Raw genomic sequence first — 21,146 nt, forward strand, 5'->3', positions numbered from 1 at the left:
GCCCCGCCGTGGTCCTACCGCCTTAGCGCTTCTTGCGATTGGCGATGTGGATGGCGTGGCCATTCACCGCCAGGGCCGCTTCGTGCAGCGCTTCGGACAGAGTCGGGTGGGAGAAGACCATCATGCCCAGGTCTTCGGCGCTGGTGCCGAATTCCATGGCGATCGCGCCTTGCTGAACCAGCTCGGCAGCGCTCGGGCCGATCACATGCACGCCCAGCACGCGGTCGGTCTTGGCATCGGCGATGACCTTGACCAGACCGGTGGTGTCGTTGGCAGCCATGGCGCGGCCGCTGGCGGCGAACGGGAAGGTGCCGACGTTGACTTCGACGCCTTCGCCCTTGAGCTGCTGCTCGGTTTTGCCGACCCACGCGATTTCCGGGTGGGTGTAGATGACCGACGGGATCAGGTCGTAGTTCATCTGGGCCTTGTGGCCGGCGATGCGCTCGGCAACCATCACGCCCTCTTCCGAGGCCTTGTGCGCCAGCATGGCGCCGCGGACCACGTCACCGATGGCGAAGACGCCCGGAACGCTGGTCTTGCAGTGGTCGTCGACGAAGATGAAGCCACGCTCGTCCAGGGTCACGCCGCTGTCGGCAGCCAGCAGGTCGGTGGTAACCGGACGACGGCCGACCGCAACGATCAGCTTGTCGAAGGTTTCCTTCTGCTCGCCGTTGGCGTCGGTGAAGGTCACGGTGACTTGCTTCTTCTTCACTTCCGAACCGGTGACGCGAGCGCCCAGGCGGATGTTCAGACCTTGCTTGCTCAGGGTCTTCAGGGCTTCCTTGGCGACCTGCTCGTCGGCAGCCGGCAGGAACTTGTCCAGGGCTTCCAGGACGGTGACTTCGGCACCCAGGCGGGCCCAGACCGAGCCCAGCTCCAGGCCGATGACGCCAGCGCCAATCACGCCAAGCTTCTTCGGCACGGCCTGGAATTCCAGGGCGCCGGTGGAGTCGACGATGATGTCTTCGGTCAGCGGGGCCGGCGGGATTTCGACCGGCTTGGAACCGGAGGCGATGATCACGTTGTCGGCTTCCAGGACCTGAACGGTGCCGTCCAGACCGGTGACTTCGACCTGCTTGTTGGCCAGCAGCTTGCCGTGGCCTTCGAAGGAGGTGACGCCGTTGGCCTTGAACAGGGTGGCGATGCCGCCCGTCAGGTTCTTAACGATGTTGGCCTTGCGGGCAACCATCGCGGGAACGTCCATCTTCACTTCGCCAGTGGAGATACCGTGGACGTTGAAGCTCTCTTTGGCTTCCTTGTACTTCCAGGAGCTGTCCAGCAGCGCCTTGGACGGAATGCAGCCTACGTTCAGGCAGGTACCGCCGAGGGCGACTTTGCCCTCCTTGCCGATGTACTTCTCGATGCAAGCGGTCTTCAGGCCGAGTTGTGCGGCACGGATGGCAGCTACGTAGCCGCCGGGGCCAGCACCAATCACAACCACGTCGAATTTCTGGCTCATGTCTCAATCCTTATTCCGGTGAAGCGGACGGCCCCTCGCGGGGCCGTCGTGTAGTACGGGGCCGTCGTGTGAACGGACGAATCAGACGTCGAGCAGCAGGCGAGCCGGATCTTCCAGCAGATCCTTCATGGTCACCAGGAAGCTGACCGCTTCCTTGCCGTCGATCATGCGGTGGTCGTAGGACAGCGCCAGATACATCATCGGCAGGATCACGACCTGGCCGTTAACGGCCATCGGGCGCTCCTGGATCTTGTGCATGCCGAGGATGGCGGTCTGCGGCGGGTTGACGATCGGGGTCGACAGGAGCGATCCGAATACGCCGCCGTTGGAAATGGTGAAAGTACCGCCGGTCATGTCTTCGATGGACAGCTTGCCGTCCTTCGCCTTGCGGCCGAAGGTGGCGATGCCGTTTTCGATTTCGGCCAGGCTCATGAACTCGGCGTTACGCAGTACCGGTACCACCAGGCCACGATCGCTGGAGACGGCAACACCGATGTCCTGGTAGCCGTGGTAGACGATGTCGTTGCCGTCGATCGAGGCGTTGACGCCCGGGAAGCGTTTCAGCGCTTCGGTGGCAGCCTTGACGAAGAAGGACATGAAGCCCAGGCGGACGCCGTTGTGCTTCTTCTCGAACAGGTCCTTGTACTTGTTGCGCAGGTCCATGACCGGCTTCATGTTGACCTCGTTGAAGGTGGTCAGCATGGCCATGGAGGACTGGGCTTCGACCAGACGCTCGGCGACCTTGGCGCGCAGGCGGGTCATCGGGACGCGCTTCTCGACGCGGTCGCCAGCGGCGAACACCGGAGCAGCGGCAGCCGGAGCAGCAGCAGGCTTGGCGGCCGGAGCGGCAGCCGGGGCGTTCTTCTTGGCTTCAACGGCGGCAACCACGTCTTCCTTGGTTACACGACCGCCCTTGCCGGTGCCGGCGATGCTATTCGGGTCGATGCCGTTTTCTTCGGCGAGCTTGCGAGCGGCCGGCGACAGGATGTTGTCGTCGGCAGCGGCAGCAGCCGGAGCAGCGGCGGCCGGGGCAGCAGCCGGAGCAGCAGCGGCCGGAGCGGCGGCGGCAGCACCGCCTTCGCTCAGCTTGCCGAGCAGTTCGTTGGAGAGAACGGTGTCGCCTTCGTTCTTGACGATCTCGGCCAGTACGCCATCGGCTTCGGCGAGAACCTCGATGACGACCTTGTCGGTCTCGATGTCGACGATCAGTTCGTCACGCTTGACGGCTTCACCGACCTTCTTGTGCCAGGTGGCGACGGTGCCGTCGGCAACCGATTCCGGGAAGGTTGGGGCTTTGATTTCGATAGCCATTCTGTGTGTTTCCTTAAATTCGGTATCTACTGCGCGTTGGCGTTAAACAGTGAAGGCGTCTTGCAGCAGTTTTTCCTGCTGCTCGGCGTGCATCGAAGCGTAGCCGCAAGCCGGAGCTGCCGAGCCTTCGCGGCCGGCGTATTCCAGGTTGAGGCCTTTCTTGTGCGCGGCGATGACACGGCGCATGTGGTGCTGCGAGCAGTACCAGGCACCTTGGTTCATCGGCTCTTCCTGACACCAGACGATGTGCTTGAGGTTCTTGTACTGCGAAAGAACTTCGGCCAGGTCGTCTTCCGGGAACGGATAGAGCTGCTCGATACGGACGATCGCGATGTCTTCGCGACCTTCGGCACGACGCTTCTCCAGCAGGTCGTAGTAGACCTTGCCGCTGCACAGCACGATGCGCTCGACTTTCTTCGGATCGAGGCTGTCGATCTCGCCGATCACGGTCTGGAAGGAGCCATTGGCCAGTTCTTCCAGGGTCGAGATGGCCAGCTTGTGACGCAACAGCGATTTCGGAGTCATCACGATCAGCGGCTTGCGCAGCGGACGGATCACCTGGCGGCGCAGCATGTGGTAGACCTGAGCCGGGGTGGTCGGCACGCAGACCTGGATGTTCTGCTCAGCGCACAGTTGCAGGTAACGCTCCAGGCGCGCGGAGGAGTGCTCCGGACCCTGGCCTTCGTAACCGTGCGGCAGCAGCATGGTCAGGCCGCAGAGGCGCTGCCACTTGGTCTCGCCACTGGTGATGAACTGGTCGATGACCACTTGCGCACCGTTGGCGAAGTCACCGAACTGGGCTTCCCAGATCACCAGCGCGTTCGGCATGGTGGTGGCGTAGCCATATTCGAAGGCCAGTACCGCTTCTTCCGAGAGGTAGGAGTCGTACAGGCTGACGCGCGGCTGGTTGTCGAACAGGTGAGCCAGCGGGATGTAGACCGAGTCGTCCTTCTGGTTGTGCAGCGCCGCGTGGCGATGCGAGAAGGTGCCGCGGCCGACGTCCTGACCGGTCATGCGAACCGGATGGCCTTCGAACAGCAGGGTGGCGTAGGCCAGGTTCTCGGCGAAGCCCCAGTTGATCGGCATGCCGCCGGCCGACATCTTGGCGCGGTCTTCGTAGATCTTCTGCACCTGACGCTGCATGACGAAGCCGTCCGGAGTCTCCAGCAGCTTGTTGGACAGCTCCTGCAGGGTCTTCAGGTCGAAGCGGGTGTCGTGACGCGCGGTCCAGGCATGGCCGACGTACGGACGCCAATCGACGAAGAGCTCCTTGTTCGGCTCCTTGACCAGGCTCTTCACCACGTGCAGGCCGTTGTCCAGGGCGTCGCGGTATTCGTCGACCTTTTCCTGGGCCTGTTCGGCAGTCTGTACGCCGGCGGCGATCAGCGCGTCGGCATACAGGTCGCGAGTGGTGCGTTGCTTGGCGATCTGCTGGTACATCAGCGGCTGGGTGCCGCTCGGCTCGTCGGCCTCATTGTGGCCGCGACGGCGGTAGCAGACCAGGTCGATAACCACGTCACGCTTGAACTGCATGCGGTAATCGATGGCCAGCTGGGTAACGAACAGCACAGCTTCCGGATCATCGCCGTTCACGTGGAAGATCGGCGCCTGGATCATCTTGGCAACGTCGGTCGCGTACTCGGTGGAGCGCGCGTCGTCCTGGCGGCTGGTGGTGAAGCCGACCTGGTTGTTGATCACGATGTGGATGGTGCCGCCGGTCTTGTAGGCACGGGTCTGGGACATCTGGAAGGTCTCCATGACCACGCCCTGCCCCGCGAAAGCGGCATCGCCGTGGATGGAGATCGGCACGACCTTGTCGCCATTGCCGTCTTTGCGACGGTCCTGGCGGGCGCGTACCGAACCCTCGACCACCGGGGAGACGATCTCCAGGTGCGAGGGGTTGAACGCCAGAGCCAGGTGAACTTCGCCGCCGCTGGTCATGACGTTGGAGGAGAAGCCCTGGTGGTACTTGACGTCACCGGAGCCGAGCTCGACCAGTTTCTTGCCCTCGAACTCGTCGAACAGGTCGCGCGGGTTCTTGCCGAGGGTGTTTACCAGCACGTTCAGACGGCCACGGTGGGCCATGCCGATGACGATTTCCTTGACGCCGTAGGAGCCGGAGCGCTGGATGATCTCGTCGACCATCGGGATCAGGCTCTCGCCGCCTTCCAGACCGAAACGCTTGGTGCCCGGGTACTTCGTGCCCAGGTACTTCTCCAGGCCTTCGGCAGCGGTCAGACGCTCGAGCAGGTGCGAACGAGCCTCGGCGGAGTACGCCGGACGGCCACGCACACTTTCCAGGCGCTGGGCGAACCAGTGACGCTGCTCGGAATCGACGATGTGCATGAATTCGGCGCCGATGGTGCTGCAGTAGGTCTGCTTAAGGGCGTCGAGGATTTCACGCAGGGTCGCCTCTTCCTTGCCGATGTAGAGCTCACCGGTGCGGAAGGTGGTGTCGAGGTCGGCGGCAGTCAGGCCGTAGTGGTCGAGCGACAGGTCGGCGGGAGCGGTACGCACCCAGAGACCCAGCGGATCGAGCTTCGCGGCCTGATGTCCACGCAGCCGGTAGGCCAGGATCAGGCGCAGGACTTCGACCTGCTTCTTCTCGTGCTCGGAGCTCACGCTACCAGCGGACACCGGTTGGGCGCGGCGCTGGTTGTTGGCCAGGAGTACGAAATGATCGCGGATTGCGGAATGCGAGACGTCGGGAGCGGGATTGCCGTCGGCGGGGAGCTTCTGGAAGTACGTGCGCCACTCTTCTGGCACAGCGTTCGGGTCGTGCAGGTAGAGCTCGTAGAGCTCTTCGACGTAGGCAGCGTTTCCACCGGATAGATGGGCACTGTTCCACATCCGCTGCATTACGCTTTCGTGCATGCTTGGTCACCCTCGGTAAGGGGACTCCACCTGACGGAAGCCATGCGGATTTCCAGCCCCGTGTAGCGACTGGTAGCCACCAAGGTTCCCGCAGATAGTCCGGGTACCAGCCCGGATGCCCCTGCTGGTCATATATACGATTTCAAAATCGAGCCCCTGCTTTGTGAGCTGGGGTCCGTCGCAACCGCCCCGCCGGAAATGTCCCGGCGGGGCGGGTATTGCTCTTTACAGCGTATTGCTTGAAACGGATCAGGTACCGCTTTGCAGCAGCATGTTGCGCACGTGACCGATGGCCTTGGTCGGGTTCAGGCCTTTCGGGCATACGTTGACGCAGTTCATGATGCCGCGGCAGCGGAACACGCTGAACGGATCGTCCAGCGAGGCCAGACGTTCCTGGGTCTTGGTGTCACGGCTGTCGGCGAGGAAACGATAAGCCTGCAGCAGTGCAGCGGGACCGAGGAACTTGTCGGGGTTCCACCAGAACGACGGGCAGGAAGTCGAGCAGCAAGCGCACAGGATGCACTCGTACAGACCGTCCAGCTTCTCGCGCTCTTCCGGCGACTGCAGACGCTCGATGGCCGGAGCCGGCGTGTCGTTCTGCAGGAAGGGTTTCACCTTCTCGTACTGCTTGTAGAAGATGCTCATGTCCACGACGAGGTCACGGATCACCGGCAGACCCGGCAGCGGACGCAGCACCAGCTTGCCGCCTTTCAGGCCGGCGGCCGACAGCGGAGTGATGCAGGCCAGACCGTTCTTGCCGTTGATGTTCATGCCGTCGGAACCGCACACGCCTTCACGGCAGGAGCGACGATAGGAGAAGCCTTCGTCCTGCTCCTTGATCAGCGCCAGCACGTCCAGGACCATCACGTCCTTGCCGTGGGTATCGACCTCGAAGTCCTGCATGAAAGGTGCAGCGTCCTTCTCGGGGTTGTAGCGATAAACACTTACTTTCAACATGACGGGCACCCTTAGTAAGTACGAACCTTGGGTTCGAATGCCGGAACAGTCTTCGGCGCGAAGTTGACGGCTCGCTTGGCTACGCGCTTCTCACCCGGGAAGTACAGGGTGTGGCACAGCCAGTTCTCGTCATCGCGCTCCTCGAAGTCTTCACGGGCATGCGCGCCGCGGGACTCTTTGCGGGCTTCGGCCGCAATGGCAGTGGCTTCGGCCACTTCGAGGAGGTTCTGCAGTTCCAGCGCTTCGATGCGCGCGGTGTTGAAAGACTGGCTCTTGTCGTTGATCTTGACGTTCGCAATGCGCTCGCGCAGATCAGCCAGTTGAGTGATGCCCTTCTGCATGTATTCGCCGGTACGGAATACACCGAAGTAGTTCTGCATGCACTGCTGCAGCTCGCGCTTGAGCGGGGCGACTTCTTCGCCGCTGGTGCGCTCGTTCACGCCGTTCAGGCGCTTGTACGAAGCTTCCAGGTCGCTCTCGGAGGCGCCACGGTGCTCGATGCCCTCTTTCAGGGCCTTTTCCAGGTGCAGACCGGTCGCACGGCCGAAGACCACCAGGTCCAGCAGCGAGTTGCCGCCCAGACGGTTGGCACCATGTACCGATACGCAGGCTACTTCGCCGACTGCGAACAGACCTTCGACAATCTGGTCGTTACCGTTGGCGTCCATGGTCAGAGCCTGGCCATGAATGTTGGTGGCAACGCCGCCCATCATGTAGTGGCAGGTCGGGATAACCGGGATCGGAGCAACGACCGGGTCGACGTGAGCGAAGGTCTTGGACAGTTCGCAAATGCCAGGCAGGCGGCTGTGCAGAACCTCTTCACCCAAGTGGTCGAGCTTCAGCAGTACGTGGTCCTTGTTCGGGCCCACGCCGTTGCCGGCGATGACTTCCTTGACCATGGAGCGGGCAACTACGTCGCGGCCGGCCAGGTCCTTGGCGTTCGGAGCGTAACGCTCCATGAAGCGCTCGCCGTGGGCGTTGATCAGGTAACCACCTTCGCCGCGGCAGCCTTCGGTGACCAGTACACCAGCGCCGGCGATGCCGGTCGGGTGGAACTGCCACATTTCGATGTCCTGCACCGGCACACCAGCGCGCAGAGCCATGCCCACGCCGTCGCCGGTGTTGATCAGGGCGTTGGTGGTGGAGGCGTAGATACGGCCAGCACCGCCAGTGGCCAGGACCACGGCTTTGGAGCGGATGTAAACGGTTTCGCCGGTCTCGATGCAGATGGCGATGATGCCAACCACGTGACCGTCCTGGTTCTTCACCAGGTCGACGGCGTACCACTCATTAAGGAACGAGGAGCCGGCTTTCAGGTTGGCCTGGTACAGGGTGTGCAGCAGCGCGTGACCGGTACGGTCGGCAGCAGCGCAGGTACGAGCAGCCTGAACGGACGGATTGTCCGGGCCTTTGGACTGGCCACCGAACGGACGCTGATAGATGCGGCCTTGCTCGGTACGGGAGAACGGCAGCCCCATGTGTTCCAGCTCGAACACGGCTTCCGGGCCAACGGAGCACATGTATTCGATGGCGTCCTGGTCACCGATGTAGTCGGAGCCCTTGACGGTGTCGTACATGTGCCAGCGCCAATCGTCGTTCGGGTCGGCCGAGGCGATGGCACAGGTGATGCCGCCCTGGGCGGACACAGTGTGCGAACGAGTCGGGAAGACCTTGGTTACCACGGCAGTCTTGTGACCACCCTGGGCCAATTGCAGCGCAGCGCGCATGCCGGCGCCGCCACCACCAACGATAATGGCGTCGAAGGAGAGAGTACGATTGCTTGCCATGGATCAGTTACCCCAGAGAATCTGCACACCCCAGACGAAGAATGCGAACATGGCCATGCCGCATGCTGCCTGGACGAGGAAACGCACGACGGTCGCGGCTTTGCCGAGGGCCATCGGAGTCAGGTAGTCGGTGGTGATGGTCCACATGCCGACCCAGGCGTGAACGCTCAGGGCAACCAGCGTGAGAAGACTGAAGATCTTCATCAGGCTGTGGGAGAACAGACCATGCCACTCCTCGTAGGAGATGTTCGGGTGGGTAACCAGGTAACCCAGCAGGAAGAGCACGTAAGCCGCGAGAACGACCGCGGAAACGCGTTGGGCCATCCAGTCGTAGAGGCCAGAACGCGAGAAGTTAGTGACGTTAGTTACCATACCCAGACCCCCGCCAGAACAATCAGCACCACTGCGACAGCGATGACAATTTTCGAACCGCGCTTACCGCCTTCCAGTGTTTCGCCGATACCTGCGTCCATGACGAGGTGACGTACACCGGCTACCAGGTGGTACAGCAGCGCAGACAGCAGGCCCCAGATCACGAACTTGGCCAGCGGACTGGTCAGACACGCCTTCACCTGCTCGAAGCTGTCAGCCGATGCCAGGGATTTGTCGAGCGCAAACAGCAGCACGGCAATACCCAGGAAAAGAATGACGCCAGAGATGCGGTGGAGAATGGACGTGTAAGCGGTGACAGGGAGTTTGATGGTCCTAAGGTCTAGGTTTACAGGTCGTTGGCTATTCACGGCTTTTTTCACACTGAGAGCCCTTCGAAATAGCAGGGCTAGTTGTCGGGAGGTGCACTTGTCAGGTACCCATCACCTTCGGGAGTGACAACCGCCTGTAGCGCAGGCTCGGAGGCCTTTGGCGGCTGGTCGCCGAGTATAGACAGTTAGGCCCCTAATGACAACGGAAACCCCTTCGCCTAAGGACTTATTGCCGCACCCCCCAAAAAGGCGTAAACAAGCCGTTTTTTTTCGCCAAAACAGGGAGTTGGAGAGCCTGTTCGAAGCGCTTTTGCGCAAATTGACATTCGAATTTATCTCTCTATAGTGGTGCGGGCCCTGCGTGGGGGGTCGTACAGATGATTTCAAGCATTAATAGGAGGCCATAATGGCTGACAAAAAAGCGCAGTTGATCATCGAGGGCGCTGCCCCCGTCGAACTGCCTGTCCTCTCCGGCACGCTGGGCCCAGATGTCGTCGACGTGCGGGGCCTCACCTCCACAGGCAGCTACACCTTCGATCCGGGCTTCATGTCCACCGCCTCGTGCGAGTCGAAGATCACCTACATCGACGGCGACAAGGGCATCCTGCTGCACCGCGGCTACCCCATCGAACAGCTGGCCGAAAAGTCCGACTACCTGGAAACCTGCTTCCTGCTGCTCAAAGGCGAACTGCCTACCGCCGCAGAGAAAGAGCAGTTCGTCAGCACCATCAAGAACCACACCATGGTTCATGAGCAGTTGAAGAGCTTCTTCAACGGCTTCCGCCGCGACGCCCACCCGATGGCCGTGATGTGCGGCGTAGTCGGTGCGCTGTCGGCCTTCTACCACGACTCCCTGGACATCAATAATCCGCGTCATCGCGAGATCTCGGCCATGCGCCTGATCGCCAAGATGCCGACCATCGCCGCCATGGTTTACAAGTACTCCATGGGCCAGCCGATGATGTATCCGCGCAATGACCTGAATTATGCAGAAAACTTCCTGCACATGATGTTCAACACCCCCTGCGAGACCAAGCCGATCAGCCCCGTGCTGGCCAAGGCCATGGACCGCATCTTCGTCCTGCACGCCGATCACGAGCAGAACGCCTCGACCTCCACCGTACGCCTGGCAGGCTCCTCGGGCGCCAACCCGTTCGCCTGTATCGCCGCCGGCATCGCCGCCCTCTGGGGCCCGGCCCACGGCGGTGCGAACGAAGCCGTACTGCGCATGCTGGACGAGATCGGTGACGTTTCGAACATCGACAAGTTCGTGGCCAAGGCCAAGGACAAGAACGATCCGTTCAAACTGATGGGCTTCGGCCACCGCGTTTACAAGAACTTCGACCCGCGCGCCAAGGTCATGAAACAGACCTGCGACGAAGTGCTGAGCGAGCTAGGCATCAACGACCCGCAACTGGAACTGGCCATGAAGCTGGAAGAACTGGCACGCCAGGATCCGTACTTCAAGGAACGCAACCTGTACCCGAACGTGGACTTCTACTCGGGCATCATCCTGAAGGCCATCGGCATCCCGACCAGCATGTTCACCGTGATCTTCGCCCTGGCACGCACGGTGGGCTGGATCTCGCACTGGCAGGAGATGCTCTCCGGCCCGTACAAGATTGGCCGTCCGCGCCAGCTGTACACCGGCTACGAGCAGCGCGACTTCATCGAGCTCGGCGCTCGCAAGTAAGTCCCGCCTCGATAACGAAAAAGGTTGCTTCGGCAGCCTTTTTTGTTGCCCGCCCTTCCCCACCGATCCTCAAATTCCGCACGCACAACCGCACCCGCACGAGACAATCGAGCACTCACTCGATCGAATCGCCAGCCAGATAGCACGCACAGGAAATCACCGCGCACCGCCAGATGTTGCGCGCAGATGGGAATTGAGATTTTCGGGAGGCAGAAATGGAGGCGGCCCTGTCAGCCACACCCCGGCACACGACGTTCCCGCTATGGCTGCTTCCTTCCGGACCTGACCAGGTTAACGGGTAATCGTTGCGGGGGGACCGACAGGGCCACCATAACGAAGCCCGCCAGGTCAGCGGGCCGCGACATTGTAACGGCTTGAGCGCAAGTTACAAGCACTTCAAGCACTTAGCTCGATTTCTCAGCGGCTGGCGTCGCACTTCCTCAGCGCGCCTGGACAGCTGCGGCGGGAGTCGGCTGCGTGGAGACCTCGAGACCGGGACCCAGGTACAGGTCGCTCTTCTCGTAGCCCGGGCGGGTGCTGAAGCTGGCGTACTTCTCCTCGCCGCGATGGAAGGTGAAGGACACCATGTAGCCGCCACTGCGCCACAGGCGCAGCGGGAAGCTCAGCACGCCACCTGGCTGGATCTCGCCAGCCAGGGTCTCCTGGCCGTTTTCCTTGAAGCTGTAGCTCACCGGCCCGGAGCCATTGGCGTCGTAGTGCAGCAGGACCTGCGGACGCTGGGTCCAGGCCACGTACAGGGCGAACAGCAGGACCAGGGCGATCAGCCCCGATATCCGCTGCTTCATTGCCTTGTCCATAGCCGCCCCCAATCAGTTGAGGCTGTCGGCCAGGGCCTTGGCCGGGACGAAACGCACCACCTTCTTCGCCGCGATCTCGATGCTCTTGCCGGTCTGCGGGTTGCGCCCGGTGCGCGCTGCGCGCTCGCTGACCTTGAGCTTGCCAATGCCCGGCAGGGTCAGCTCGCCGTCGTTCTCCAGGGCGTCCTGGACGATACCCGCCAGTTGCTCGAAGACACCACGCACCGAGGCCTGGGTCAGGTCGAGCGAGTCGGCGATATCGCGCACCAGTTGTTCCTTGGTCATTGCCATGTTCTTTCTCCAGAGGGTCTTTCAGTCTTTGATTCGTTTCAGGCGCCGATGCCGTATCCGGCAAGCAGCTTGAGCAGCCCTTCTTCGTCCATTACCGGCACGTTGAGTTCCTGGGCCTTGGTCAGTTTCGAACCGGCACCGGGGCCCGCTACCACGCAATGGGTCTTCGCCGAGACCGAACCCGCCACCTTGGCGCCGAGGCTCTCCAGATGCTCCTTGGCGACGTCGCGGCTCATGGCCTCCAGGGTGCCGGTAAGCACCCAGGTCTGGCCAGCGAGCGGCAGGCCTTCGGCGACTTTCTTCTCGCTCGCCCAGTGCATGCCGAATTCACGCAACTGCGCCTCGATCGCCAGCGCGCGCTCGGCATTGCCGGCGGCATCGAAGAACTCGCGCAGGCTCTTGGCTGCACGTTCGGGCAGACGATCGACCTGGCGCAGATCGAGCCAATCGGCGTGGATGATGCCTTCGAGCGAGCCGAAACGGCTGGCCAGCTTCTCCGCACCCGTCGCAGCGATGAAGGGAATGTTCAGCTTGTCGATGAAACCCGGCAGCGTGGCGCATGCAGCGAACTCCGCAGCGACCTCGCCCTCCTCCTGCAGATGCACGCCATGCTCGGCATCGAGCAGCTCGGCAATCACCTTGCGGTTGTGTTCATCGGCAAAGAAGTTGTGGATCTCGTAAGCCACTTCGCCACCGACTTCCGGCAGGTAGGTGAGCACTTCCGGCAGTGCTTTCTGGATTCGCTGCAGCGAGCCCAGGGCACGCGCCAGCAGCTTGGCAGTCTCCTCGCCCACATCGGGAATGCCGAGCGCGTAGATGAAGCGCGCCAGGCTCGGCTTGCGACTGTCAGCAATGGCATTCAGCAGGTTCTGGGTGGACAGTTCTGCAAAACCTTCCAGCTCTATGACCTGCTCGTAGCGCAGGCGGTAGAGATCGGCCGGCGACTTGACCAGGCCCTTGTCGACCAATTGCTCGACGATCTTGTCGCCGAGGCCGTCGATGTCCATGGCGCGGCGCGAGACGAAGTGGATGATCGACTGCTTGAGCTGCGCCTGGCAGAACAGGCGGCCGACGCAGCGGTAGATGGCGCCCTCGCTGACCGACTCGCGCCCCTTGGCGCGCTTGACCAACTGAGTGCGCTCGACCAGCGAGCCGCACACCGGGCAATGCTCGGGCACATGAACCGGGCGCGCATCGGCCGGGCGGCGCTCGGTGACCACCTGCATGACCTGCGGGATGACATCACCAGCGCGGCGGATGATCACGGTATCGCCAATCATCAGGCCCAGGCGCGCAACTTCGTCCATGTTGTGCAAGGTGGCGTTGGACACGGTCACGCCCGCCACCTGGACCGGCTTCAGGCGCGCCACCGGCGTGACGGCACCGGTACGACCGACCTGGAACTCCACGTCCAGCAACTCGGTAAGCTCTTCGCGCGCCGGGAACTTGTGAGCCACCGCCCAGCGCGGCTCGCGGGCACGGAAGCCCAGCTCGCGCTGGAAGTCGATGCGATTGACCTTGAAGACCACGCCATCGATCTCGTAAGCGAGACTGTCGCGACGCGCGCCGATATCCGCGTAGTAAGCCTGGCAACCGCCGACGCCCTGCACGCGCTTGAGCTCGCGACTAACCGGAACACCCCAGGACTTGAACGCCTCGAGGATGCCGACCTGGGTATCCGGGAGACTGCCGCCCTCGACCCGGCCGAAGCCGTAGGCGCACAGCTCGAGCGGGCGGCTTGCGGTGATTTTCGGATCGAGTTGGCGCAGGCTGCCCGCTGCGGCATTGCGCGGGTTGGCGAAGGTCTTGGCGCCCGCCTCGGCCTGCCGCTGGTTGAGCGCCTCGAAACCGGCCTTGGACATGAACACTTCACCGCGCACTTCCAGCACGGCCGGCCAGCCCTCGCCCTGCAGGCGCAGCGGAATGTTGCGCACGGTTCGCACGTTGGCACTGATGTCTTCGCCAGTGGTGCCGTCGCCGCGCGTGGCGCCGCGAACCAACTGGCCATTCTCGTACAGCAGGCTGACCGCCAGGCCGTCCAGCTTGGGCTCGCAGCTGTACTCGACCTCGGCGCCACCACCGAACAGGTCGCCGGCCGGCAGCAGGTCGGCCAGGCCTTCGCGCACGCGACGGTCGAAGTCCAGCAGGTCCTGCTCCAGGAAGGCGTTGCCCAGGCTGAGCATGGGCACTTCATGGCGGACTTCGCCGAAAGCCGAAGCGGCAGCGCCGCCGACGCGCTGGGTCGGCGAGTCGATGCTCACCAGTTCCGGATGCTCGGCCTCCAGGGCCTGGAGTTCGCGGAACAGGCGGTCGTACTCGGCGTCCGGCACGCTCGGCTCGTCGAGGACGTAGTAACGGTGGTTGTGCGCATCCAGTTCGCTGCGAAGCTGGGCGATGCGCTGGGCGGCAGTCTGGGTGTCGGTCATGGGAGGCCTCAGGCGGCAAACTTCAAGCGGCAGGACAAGAAAAGCAAAGCCCCAAGCCAAGCGCTAGGGCTTGCAACTCGGGGCTTGTCGTTTATCGCCGGATCAGCGTTTCTGGGTCAGCGCGCGGCGCTCGAACTCGCTGATGCGTTGACGGTAGTGCTCGATGGTCTGCGCGGTCATCACACTGCGCTGCTCATCCTTCAGCTCGCCATTGAGCTCCTGGGCCAACTTGCGGGCTGCCGCGACCATCACATCGAAGGCTTGCTTCGGATGGCGCGGACCCGGCAGGCCGAGGAAGAAGCTCACGGCGCGGGTGCTGAACTGGTCGATGTTGTCGAGATCGAAGGTGCCCGGCTTGACCGCGTTGGCCATGGAGAACAGCACTTCGCCGTTACCCGCCATGCTCTCGTGGCGGTGGAAGATGTCCATCTCGCCGAAGCGCAGGCCGCTCTCGAGGATGTTCTGCAGCAGCGCCGGCCCCTTGAAGCCGCCTTCGTCGCGACAGATCACGTTGATGATCAGCACTTCCTCGACCGGAGCAGGCGCGGCATCCGCCGCAGGAGCCGAACGCTCGGCGTCCTTCTCCTTGTCTTTCTTGCGATCCTTGGCCTTGGGCTTTTCCTTGGCTACCGGGACGTCGTCGGCCAGGGGATCGTCCAGGACTTCCTCATCCAGCGGGCCGAGCAGGTTCGGCGCCGGATCGTCGAGGGCCAGGTCGCCCTGGCGCGGCTCGTTGCGGCGCTTGCCGCGCGATTCCTTGGCGGCAACCTTGGGCAGGTCGTGCTCGTCCAGCGACGGCTCCTGGTGGTCGACCACGCGTGAGGGCCCGAGCAATTCGGGGCTGCTGTCGTCTTCGTCGTCCAGCTGATTGGCGAAATGGCGGTCAAGCTTGAACTTCAGCTTGCCCTTGCCGCCCCGCATGCGTCGCCAGCCGTCGAACAGAATGCCGGCGATGACGATAAGCCCAATGACGATCAGCCATTCGCGCAGACCGATATCCATCTATTCCCAGTGCCCCTGATAAAAAGTCTGATGAAAAAAGGATGTCCTATCCCTGAGAACGTGGTGCCTTAGTTGTATGCCCACGCTTAACAAAAGTGGGCATTAAGCTAGCATGCCCGACACAACTTTTACACCGTCTCGGTGGCGCTCGCGGCGGGATATTTGTGCGCAACTCCGCACCCTTCCCTGCCCAGCCTCCCCCAAACGAATCAATCACTTACATAACAATCGCGGAGATAGCGCAAGTTTTTGCGAAACGCCTGCGAAGGACTGTACGGAATTTGTCCGGCGTGCACTTCACTCATGCCTCCGCCAGTGCCACCGCCTCTTCCACATCCACCGCCACCAGGCGCGAACAACCGGGTTCGTGCATGGTAACGCCCATCAACTGGTCAGCCATCTCCATGGCGATCTTGTTGTGGGTGATATAGATGAACTGCACTTTCTCCGACATCTCCTTGACCAGCCGGGCATAACGGCCGACGTTGGCGTCGTCCAGCGGCGCGTCGACTTCGTCGAGCATGCAGAACGGCGCCGGGTTGAGCTGGAAGATGGCGAATACCAGGGCTAGCGCGGTCAGCGCCTTCTCGCCGCCGGACAGCAGGTGGATGGTGCTGTTCTTCTTGCCCGGCGGGCGCGCCATGATCGCCACCCCTGTATCGAGTAGATCTTCGCCGGTAAGTTCCAGGTAGGCATGACCGCCGCCGAACACCTTGGGGAACAGCGCCTGAAGGCCAGCATTGATCTGGTCGAAAGTTTCCTTGAAGCGGTTGCGCGTCTCGCGGTCGATCTTGCGGATGACGTTTTCCAGCGTATCCAGGGCCTCGACCAGGTCGTCGTTCTGCTCGTCCAGGTAGCGCTTGCGCTCGGACTGCTGGCGGTATTCGTCGATTGCCGCGAGGTTGATCGCACCCAGGCGCTGGATACGCCCGCCGATCTCGTTCAGGCGCGCATCCCAGATCGCCTCGCTGGCGTCGTGGGGCAAGGTGCCGAGCACCGTATGCAGGTCGTAGCCGTCCTCGCCGAGCTGCTCCTGCAGCGCCTTGCGCCGCACGCTCAGGGCCTGCCACTCCATGCGCTGCTGCTCCAGCTGGCCACGCAGGAGTTGTGACTGCTGCTCGGCCTGGGAGCGGCGCTTCTCGGCGTCACGCAGCTGGCGGTCGGCATCTTCCAGGGTCAGGCGCGCGGTCTTCAGCTCGTCCTCGACGCCCATGCGCCGTTCCAGCAGTTCTTCCAGGCGCATGCGCAGCTCTTCCAGCGGCGCGGCGCCCTCCTCCAGATTGAGGCTGAGCTGCTCGCAGCGCTCGACCAGGCGGACGGCCTGCACATCCAGGCGCTCAAGGGCCTGGCGGGTGGACTCATGCTGCGCCTTGAGCGAGCCGACTCGCACCGCCAACTGATGGGCCTGGTCCTTGTGCTGACGCGCTTCCTGGCGGATGCGGTCGAGCCGCTCGCGCTGGGCGTCGCGCTCGGCGAGCAGGCCTTCGCGACGCTCGGTGTCCTGGGCCATGGCATCAAGGGCTTCCTGCAGACTCAGGCGAGCCTCGCCCAGTTGCTCCTGCTCCACGGCGCGTTGTTCGGCCAGTTCGGACAGTTCCTCATCGAGACGGCGGCGACGCAGGGTCAATTGCTCGACCTTGGCCTGCTGCGCCGAGAGCGAAGCCTTCAGTTCACCCTGGCGGCGCCCCTCTTCCTGGATGCGCCGGCGCAGCTGCTCGCGGCCGTCTTCGGCCTGGCGCTGGGCCTGGCGTTGCTGCTCGAGTTGCTCGTCGAGGCCGGCGAGGCGCTCTTCCAGCACTTCGCGCTCGGCGTGCAGGCTTTCCAGTTCCTGGCCGCGCGCCAGCACGCCGCTGTCGGCGGATTCGCCGCGGCGAGTGCGGAGGAAATGCCGCCCGACCCAATAGCCATCGCGGCTGACCAGGCTTTGCCCGGCCGCCAGCGAAGCGCGCTGCGCCAGGGCTTGTTCCAGCGTTTCGACCGGGCGCACGCCGGCCAGCCAGGGCGACAGGTCGAAGTCGCTGCTGACCTTGTCCAGCAGGCTCCCGGCCTGCGCGGCAGCGCCACGCGACAGGTCGAGCAGGCGCAGCTCGCCCTGCTCCAGGCTGTCGAACGACAGCCCATTGAAATCGTCAAGCAGGACGGCCTGCAGATCGGCGCCAAGCACCGCCTCCACTGCCTGCTCCCAGCCTGCCTCCACGCGCAGCCCTTCGGCCAAACGCGGGCGCTGCTCCAGCCCTTGCTCGCGCAACCAGTCAGCGGTGCCGGCGCCCGGATCGAGGGCCGCCTGCTGCAGCGCTTCGAGAGAGGCGATGCGGCCGTTCAGGCGCTGAAGTTCGCCCTGCGCCTGATGCTGCGCGACGTTGCCGTCCTGCAAGGCCTGACGCGCCAGCTCAAGACGCTCGACCAGCTCCAGCTCCTCGGCCTGCAGCTCTTCCAACTGCAACTCGACTGCCGCCATCTGCTCGCTCAGCTCGAGGATGGCCGCGCCTTCCGGATCGGCGGCCAGTTGCTGTCGCTCTTCGCCCAGGCGGCGCTCGCGCTCGCCCTGGCGCTCCAGGCTCTGCTCCAGGTGCTGGATGCGCGACTGCTGAACCTCCGCCTCGCGGCGCGGTTCAGCGCTCTGCTGGTTGAAGGCATCCCAGCGCTGCTGCCAGTCGTGCATGCCGGCTTCGGCCTGTTCCAGCGCGGCACCGGCCTCTTCGGCGGCGGCGGCGCTGATTTCCTGTTCCGGCGCGAGCATTTCCAGCTCTTCGCCGAGGGTCGACAGCAAGGTGCGGTCGTGGCCCAGGTGGGATTCGGTTTCCTGGCGCGCGCGCTCGGCTTCGCGCAGGTCGTCCTGCAACTGGCGCAGACGCTGCTGGCCGTGCTGGATGCTCTGCTCGACGCGGGCGATGTCGCCGCCGACCGAGTAGAAGCGGCCCTGCACCTGGTTGAAGCGCTCGGACAGCTCGTGGTGACCGTCGCGCAGGCGTTCGATGCTGGCGTCGGCGCTGCGCTGCTCGGCCACCAGCGCCTCGAAGGCGACTTCCTGGTCGCCGATTACCCGCTCCTTCTGCCCGACCTGCTCGTTCAGGTCACGCCAGCGCAGGGCGCCGAGCTGGGCCTTGAGCTGGCGCTCCTCGGCCTTGTATTCCTGGTACTTCTCCGCCGACTGGGCCTGGCGGTGCAGGCGTTCGAGCTGGCGCTCCAGCTCTTCGCGCAGGTCGGACAGGCGCGCCAGGTTCTCCTGGGTGCGGCGGATGCGATTCTCGGTCTCGCGGCGGCGCTCCTTGTACTTGGAGATGCCGGCGGCTTCCTCGATGAAATTGCGCAGGTCCTCCGGCTTGGCCTCGATCAGCTTGGAGATCATGCCCTGTTCGATGATCGAATAGCTGCGCGGGCCCAGGCCGGTGCCGAGGAAGATGTCGGTGATATCGCGGCGCCGGCACTTGGTGCCGTTGAGGAAGTAGGTGTTCTGGCCGTCGCGGGTGACTCGGCGGCGGATGGAGATTTCGGCATAGGCGGCGTATTCGCCGACCAGGGTGTTGTCCGAGTTGTCGAAGATCAGCTCGATGGACGCCTGGGTCACCGGCTTGCGCGTGTTGGAGCCGTTGAAGATGACATCGGTCATCGACTCGCCACGGAGGTTCTTCGCCGAACTCTCGCCCATTACCCAGCGAACGGCGTCGATGATGTTCGACTTGCCGCAGCCGTTGGGGCCGACCACGGCGGCCATGTTGCTCGGAAAGCTGACGGTGGTCGGATCGACGAAGGACTTGAAGCCGGCCAGCTTGATGCACTTCAGGCGCATGCCGGGCTCCTCAACGCTCGGCCAGGGCGGCCAGGACCAGCTGGCTGTTGTGGCGGCCGTACTCGTGCAGGGTGCTGCGGATCGACTCCTCGTCGCGGTCGATCACCGCCTGCAGCAGCCGGGCGAAACTGACGATGAACTGGCTCATTTCGCCTTTGCGCCGCTCCAGCGCCAGGTGGTAGGTGCGGCTGATCGCCGGCAGCAGGTTCTCCAGCGTTTCCTCGAGATAAGGATTGGCGGCGAACGGATAGGCAGCGCGCATGATGGCGAAGCTAGACTCGACGAAAGCGTTGATGTCGCCGCGCTGCAGGTCGCTCTGCAGACGCTGCTGGATTGCCAGGAAAGGCTGCAGGTCGGCCTGTTCACGCCAGCGCTTGGCCACCGCCACGGCGAGCAGGATGTACAGCTCCATGACCAGCGCGTAGAGGCTTTCCACGTGGCTTGCGGAGAGTTCGGAAACTTGCGCGCCGCGGCGCGGCAGGATGACGACCAGGTGGCGGCGCTCGAGGATCAGCAGGGCCTCGCGAACCGAGCCGCGGCTGACGTTCAGCGACTGGGTGACCTTCTGCTCCTGGATGCGCTCGCGCTCCTTGAGTTCCCCTCGGATGATGCGTTCGGCGAGGTGGTGGGCAATCTGTTCAGCCAGGCTGTCCGGGGCCTTGAACGTCATGGTTGTCCTTATCGCTGCGGGGCTGATCGGGAGGGGCTCGGGGGCGCCGAAGTGTAACACAGGGTGTTACCCGTCTTGGCTCCGGTCAAGGGGAAGGACTGTACGAAGGTTGGTGCGTGTCCTAGGCCATATCGGCGCAGGATTGTCCGACAATCCTACAAATAGAGAGTTGCGCCATGTTCGCCTTCCTTCCCCCTGCCTGGATGCTGAGCCTGAAGAAGGCCGGCTACTGGATCTGGCTGGTGCCGGTGTTCGGCATCCCCGTGAGCTACTGGTGGTCGTACGGCAGCGACCATCCCAACGCCTGGGGCTGGTTCGTCATCAGCGTGGTGTTCCTGGTGATCCCGATTCTCGATGCCATCGTCGGCCGCGACCCGGCCAACCCCGACGAGACCACCGAGGTGCCGGTGCTGGAGCGCGAGGGGTACTACCGTTTCCTCAGCCTGCTGACCGTGCCGCTGCTGCTGGGCATGCTCGTCTACGGCGGCTGGGTGCTCGCCCATTACGAGGCGTGGAACTGGGTCGGCAAGCTCGGCTGGATTCTTTCGGTGGGCACCGTGATGGGCGCCATCGGCATCACCGTGTCCCACGAGCTGATCCACAAGGACCCGCAACTGGAGCAGATGGCCGGCGGACTGCTGCTGGCGGCGGTGTGCTATGCCGGGTTCAAGGTCGAGCACGTCCGTGGCCACCACGTGAACGTCTCCACCCCCGACGACGCCTCCTCCTCGCGCTACGACCAGAGCCTGTACGCCTTCCTTCCCCACGCCTACAAGCACAACTTCCTCAACGCCTGGCGCCTGGAGGCCCAACGCCTGAAACGCAAGGGCCTGCCGGCGCTGCATTGGCGCAACGAGCTGATCTGGTGGTACGTCATCAGCGCGCTCTTCCTGGTCGGGTTCAGCGTCGCCTTCGGCTGGATCGGCGCGGTGTACTTCCTCGGCCAGTCAGCGATGGCCTTCACCCTGCTGGAAATCGTCAACTACGTCGAACACTACGGCCTGCACCGCCGGCGCCTGGACGACGGGCGCTACGAACGCACTACCCACGAGCACAGCTGGAACAGCAACTTCCTGCTGACCAACTTGTTCCTCTTCCACCTGCAGCGGCATTCCGACCACCACGCCTACGCCAAGCGCCGCTACCAGGTGCTGCGCCACTACGACGCCAGCCCGCAACTGCCCAACGGCTATGCCGGGATGATCGTCCTGGCGCTGTTCCCGCCACTCTGGCGAGCCGTTATGAATCCCCGCGTGCGGGCCTACTACGCCGGCGAGGAATACCAGCTCAGCGACACCCAGCGCGCCTGACCCCTTCCACGCTCCACGCCTTTACGGCAGCCGACATACCCCCGGCTGCCGTCTTTT

At 63.5% G+C, this 21,146-nt stretch carries 15 protein-coding genes and 1 other RNA gene; 2 read left to right on the forward strand and 14 right to left on the reverse strand.

What is annotated here, in order from left to right; genetic code table 11:
* Nucleotides 1–22: 22 nt before the first annotated feature.
* The 7 genes from lpdA to sdhC form a co-directional block, all read right to left on the reverse strand.
* Nucleotides 23–1,459, reverse strand: coding sequence for a dihydrolipoyl dehydrogenase (gene lpdA / locus ACA097_RS02715; RefSeq protein WP_043251339.1), 1,437 nt, complete (start codon nt 1,457–1,459; stop codon nt 23–25).
* A gap of 81 nt (nt 1,460–1,540) precedes the next feature.
* The gene (gene odhB, locus ACA097_RS02720) at nt 1,541–2,770 is read right to left on the reverse strand and encodes a 2-oxoglutarate dehydrogenase complex dihydrolipoyllysine-residue succinyltransferase (protein WP_160286595.1); all 1,230 of its coding nucleotides are present in this window, start codon (nt 2,768–2,770) and stop codon (nt 1,541–1,543) included.
* 42 nt (nt 2,771–2,812) lie between these two features.
* On the reverse strand, nt 2,813–5,644 hold the full coding sequence (locus tag ACA097_RS02725; RefSeq protein WP_371368368.1) for a 2-oxoglutarate dehydrogenase E1 component: 2,832 nt from the start codon (nt 5,642–5,644) through the stop codon (nt 2,813–2,815).
* A 249-nt stretch (nt 5,645–5,893) separates the two neighbouring features.
* Entirely contained in the window at nt 5,894–6,601 is a 708-nt protein-coding gene (locus ACA097_RS02730) for a succinate dehydrogenase iron-sulfur subunit (RefSeq protein ID WP_043251336.1), read from the reverse strand.
* Nucleotides 6,602–6,612: 11 nt separating this feature from the next.
* A complete protein-coding gene (gene sdhA, locus ACA097_RS02735; protein WP_371368370.1) occupies nt 6,613–8,388 on the reverse strand; it encodes a succinate dehydrogenase flavoprotein subunit in 1,776 nt (591 codons plus the stop codon).
* Between the two features lie 3 nt (nt 8,389–8,391).
* Complete coding sequence (sdhD, locus tag ACA097_RS02740) at nt 8,392–8,760, reverse strand: succinate dehydrogenase, hydrophobic membrane anchor protein (protein WP_043251334.1); 369 nt, start codon at nt 8,758–8,760, stop codon at nt 8,392–8,394.
* Nucleotides 8,754–9,140: a succinate dehydrogenase, cytochrome b556 subunit gene (sdhC, locus tag ACA097_RS02745; protein WP_197539248.1), complete on the reverse strand. Its 387-nt coding sequence runs from the start codon at nt 9,138–9,140 to the stop codon at nt 8,754–8,756. Before sdhC ends, sdhD begins: the two co-directional genes overlap by 7 nt.
* Before the next feature lie 355 nt (nt 9,141–9,495).
* Between sdhC and gltA the strand changes: the two genes are divergently transcribed.
* Complete coding sequence (gene gltA / locus ACA097_RS02750; RefSeq protein WP_043251331.1) at nt 9,496–10,782, forward strand: citrate synthase; 1,287 nt, start codon at nt 9,496–9,498, stop codon at nt 10,780–10,782.
* A 225-nt stretch (nt 10,783–11,007) separates the two neighbouring features.
* Here gltA and ffs read toward each other — a convergent pair.
* The 7 genes from ffs to ACA097_RS02785 form a co-directional block, all read right to left on the reverse strand.
* An RNA gene (ffs, locus tag ACA097_RS02755) (signal recognition particle sRNA small type) lies at nt 11,008–11,104 on the reverse strand.
* Between the two features lie 118 nt (nt 11,105–11,222).
* A complete protein-coding gene (locus tag ACA097_RS02760) occupies nt 11,223–11,600 on the reverse strand; it encodes a hypothetical protein (protein ID WP_371368373.1) in 378 nt (125 codons plus the stop codon).
* Between the two features lie 12 nt (nt 11,601–11,612).
* Complete coding sequence (locus ACA097_RS02765; RefSeq protein WP_160286593.1) at nt 11,613–11,891, reverse strand: HU family DNA-binding protein; 279 nt, start codon at nt 11,889–11,891, stop codon at nt 11,613–11,615.
* Nucleotides 11,892–11,929: 38 nt separating this feature from the next.
* Nucleotides 11,930–14,317, reverse strand: a complete 2,388-nt coding sequence (ligA, locus tag ACA097_RS02770) for an NAD-dependent DNA ligase LigA (protein WP_371368375.1) — start codon at nt 14,315–14,317, stop codon at nt 11,930–11,932.
* A gap of 102 nt (nt 14,318–14,419) precedes the next feature.
* The gene (zipA, locus tag ACA097_RS02775) at nt 14,420–15,319 is read right to left on the reverse strand and encodes a cell division protein ZipA (RefSeq protein ID WP_371368377.1); all 900 of its coding nucleotides are present in this window, start codon (nt 15,317–15,319) and stop codon (nt 14,420–14,422) included.
* 301 nt (nt 15,320–15,620) lie between these two features.
* A complete protein-coding gene (gene smc / locus ACA097_RS02780; RefSeq protein WP_371368379.1) occupies nt 15,621–19,109 on the reverse strand; it encodes a chromosome segregation protein SMC in 3,489 nt (1,162 codons plus the stop codon).
* Nucleotides 19,110–19,119: 10 nt separating this feature from the next.
* Entirely contained in the window at nt 19,120–19,779 is a 660-nt protein-coding gene (locus ACA097_RS02785) for a GntR family transcriptional regulator (protein WP_160286590.1), read from the reverse strand.
* Nucleotides 19,780–19,955: 176 nt separating this feature from the next.
* Here ACA097_RS02785 and ACA097_RS02790 point away from each other — a divergent pair, with 176 nt between their 5' ends.
* Entirely contained in the window at nt 19,956–21,089 is a 1,134-nt protein-coding gene (locus ACA097_RS02790) for an alkane 1-monooxygenase (RefSeq protein WP_043251315.1), read from the forward strand.
* Nucleotides 21,090–21,146 lie beyond the last annotated feature (57 nt).

Origin of the sequence: Pseudomonas sp. QL9 (assembly GCF_041409665.1) — a bacterium.
Lineage (GTDB): Bacteria > Pseudomonadota > Gammaproteobacteria > Pseudomonadales > Pseudomonadaceae > Pseudomonas > Pseudomonas knackmussii.

Bases quoted from the DNA above. Each gene is read 5' to 3' on its own strand.
- sdhA (WP_371368370.1), bottom strand. From the start codon at position 8,388: ATGGCAAGCAATCGTACTCTCTCCTTCGACGCCATTATCGTTGGTGGT.
- ACA097_RS02765 (WP_160286593.1), bottom strand. From the start codon at position 11,891: ATGGCAATGACCAAGGAACAACTGGTGCGCGATATCGCCGACTCGCTC.
- ACA097_RS02785 (WP_160286590.1), bottom strand. From the start codon at position 19,779: ATGACGTTCAAGGCCCCGGACAGCCTGGCTGAACAGATTGCCCACCAC.
- ligA (WP_371368375.1), bottom strand. From the start codon at position 14,317: ATGACCGACACCCAGACTGCCGCCCAGCGCATCGCCCAGCTTCGCAGC.
- smc (WP_371368379.1), bottom strand. From the start codon at position 19,109: ATGCGCCTGAAGTGCATCAAGCTGGCCGGCTTCAAGTCCTTCGTCGAT.
- ACA097_RS02730 (WP_043251336.1), bottom strand. From the start codon at position 6,601: ATGTTGAAAGTAAGTGTTTATCGCTACAACCCCGAGAAGGACGCTGCA.
- ACA097_RS02725 (WP_371368368.1), bottom strand. From the start codon at position 5,644: ATGCACGAAAGCGTAATGCAGCGGATGTGGAACAGTGCCCATCTATCC.
- odhB (WP_160286595.1), bottom strand. From the start codon at position 2,770: ATGGCTATCGAAATCAAAGCCCCAACCTTCCCGGAATCGGTTGCCGAC.
- ACA097_RS02760 (WP_371368373.1), bottom strand. From the start codon at position 11,600: ATGGACAAGGCAATGAAGCAGCGGATATCGGGGCTGATCGCCCTGGTC.
- ACA097_RS02790 (WP_043251315.1), top strand. From the start codon at position 19,956: ATGTTCGCCTTCCTTCCCCCTGCCTGGATGCTGAGCCTGAAGAAGGCC.
- sdhD (WP_043251334.1), bottom strand. From the start codon at position 8,760: ATGGTAACTAACGTCACTAACTTCTCGCGTTCTGGCCTCTACGACTGG.
- lpdA (WP_043251339.1), bottom strand. From the start codon at position 1,459: ATGAGCCAGAAATTCGACGTGGTTGTGATTGGTGCTGGCCCCGGCGGC.
- zipA (WP_371368377.1), bottom strand. From the start codon at position 15,319: ATGGATATCGGTCTGCGCGAATGGCTGATCGTCATTGGGCTTATCGTC.
- gltA (WP_043251331.1), top strand. From the start codon at position 9,496: ATGGCTGACAAAAAAGCGCAGTTGATCATCGAGGGCGCTGCCCCCGTC.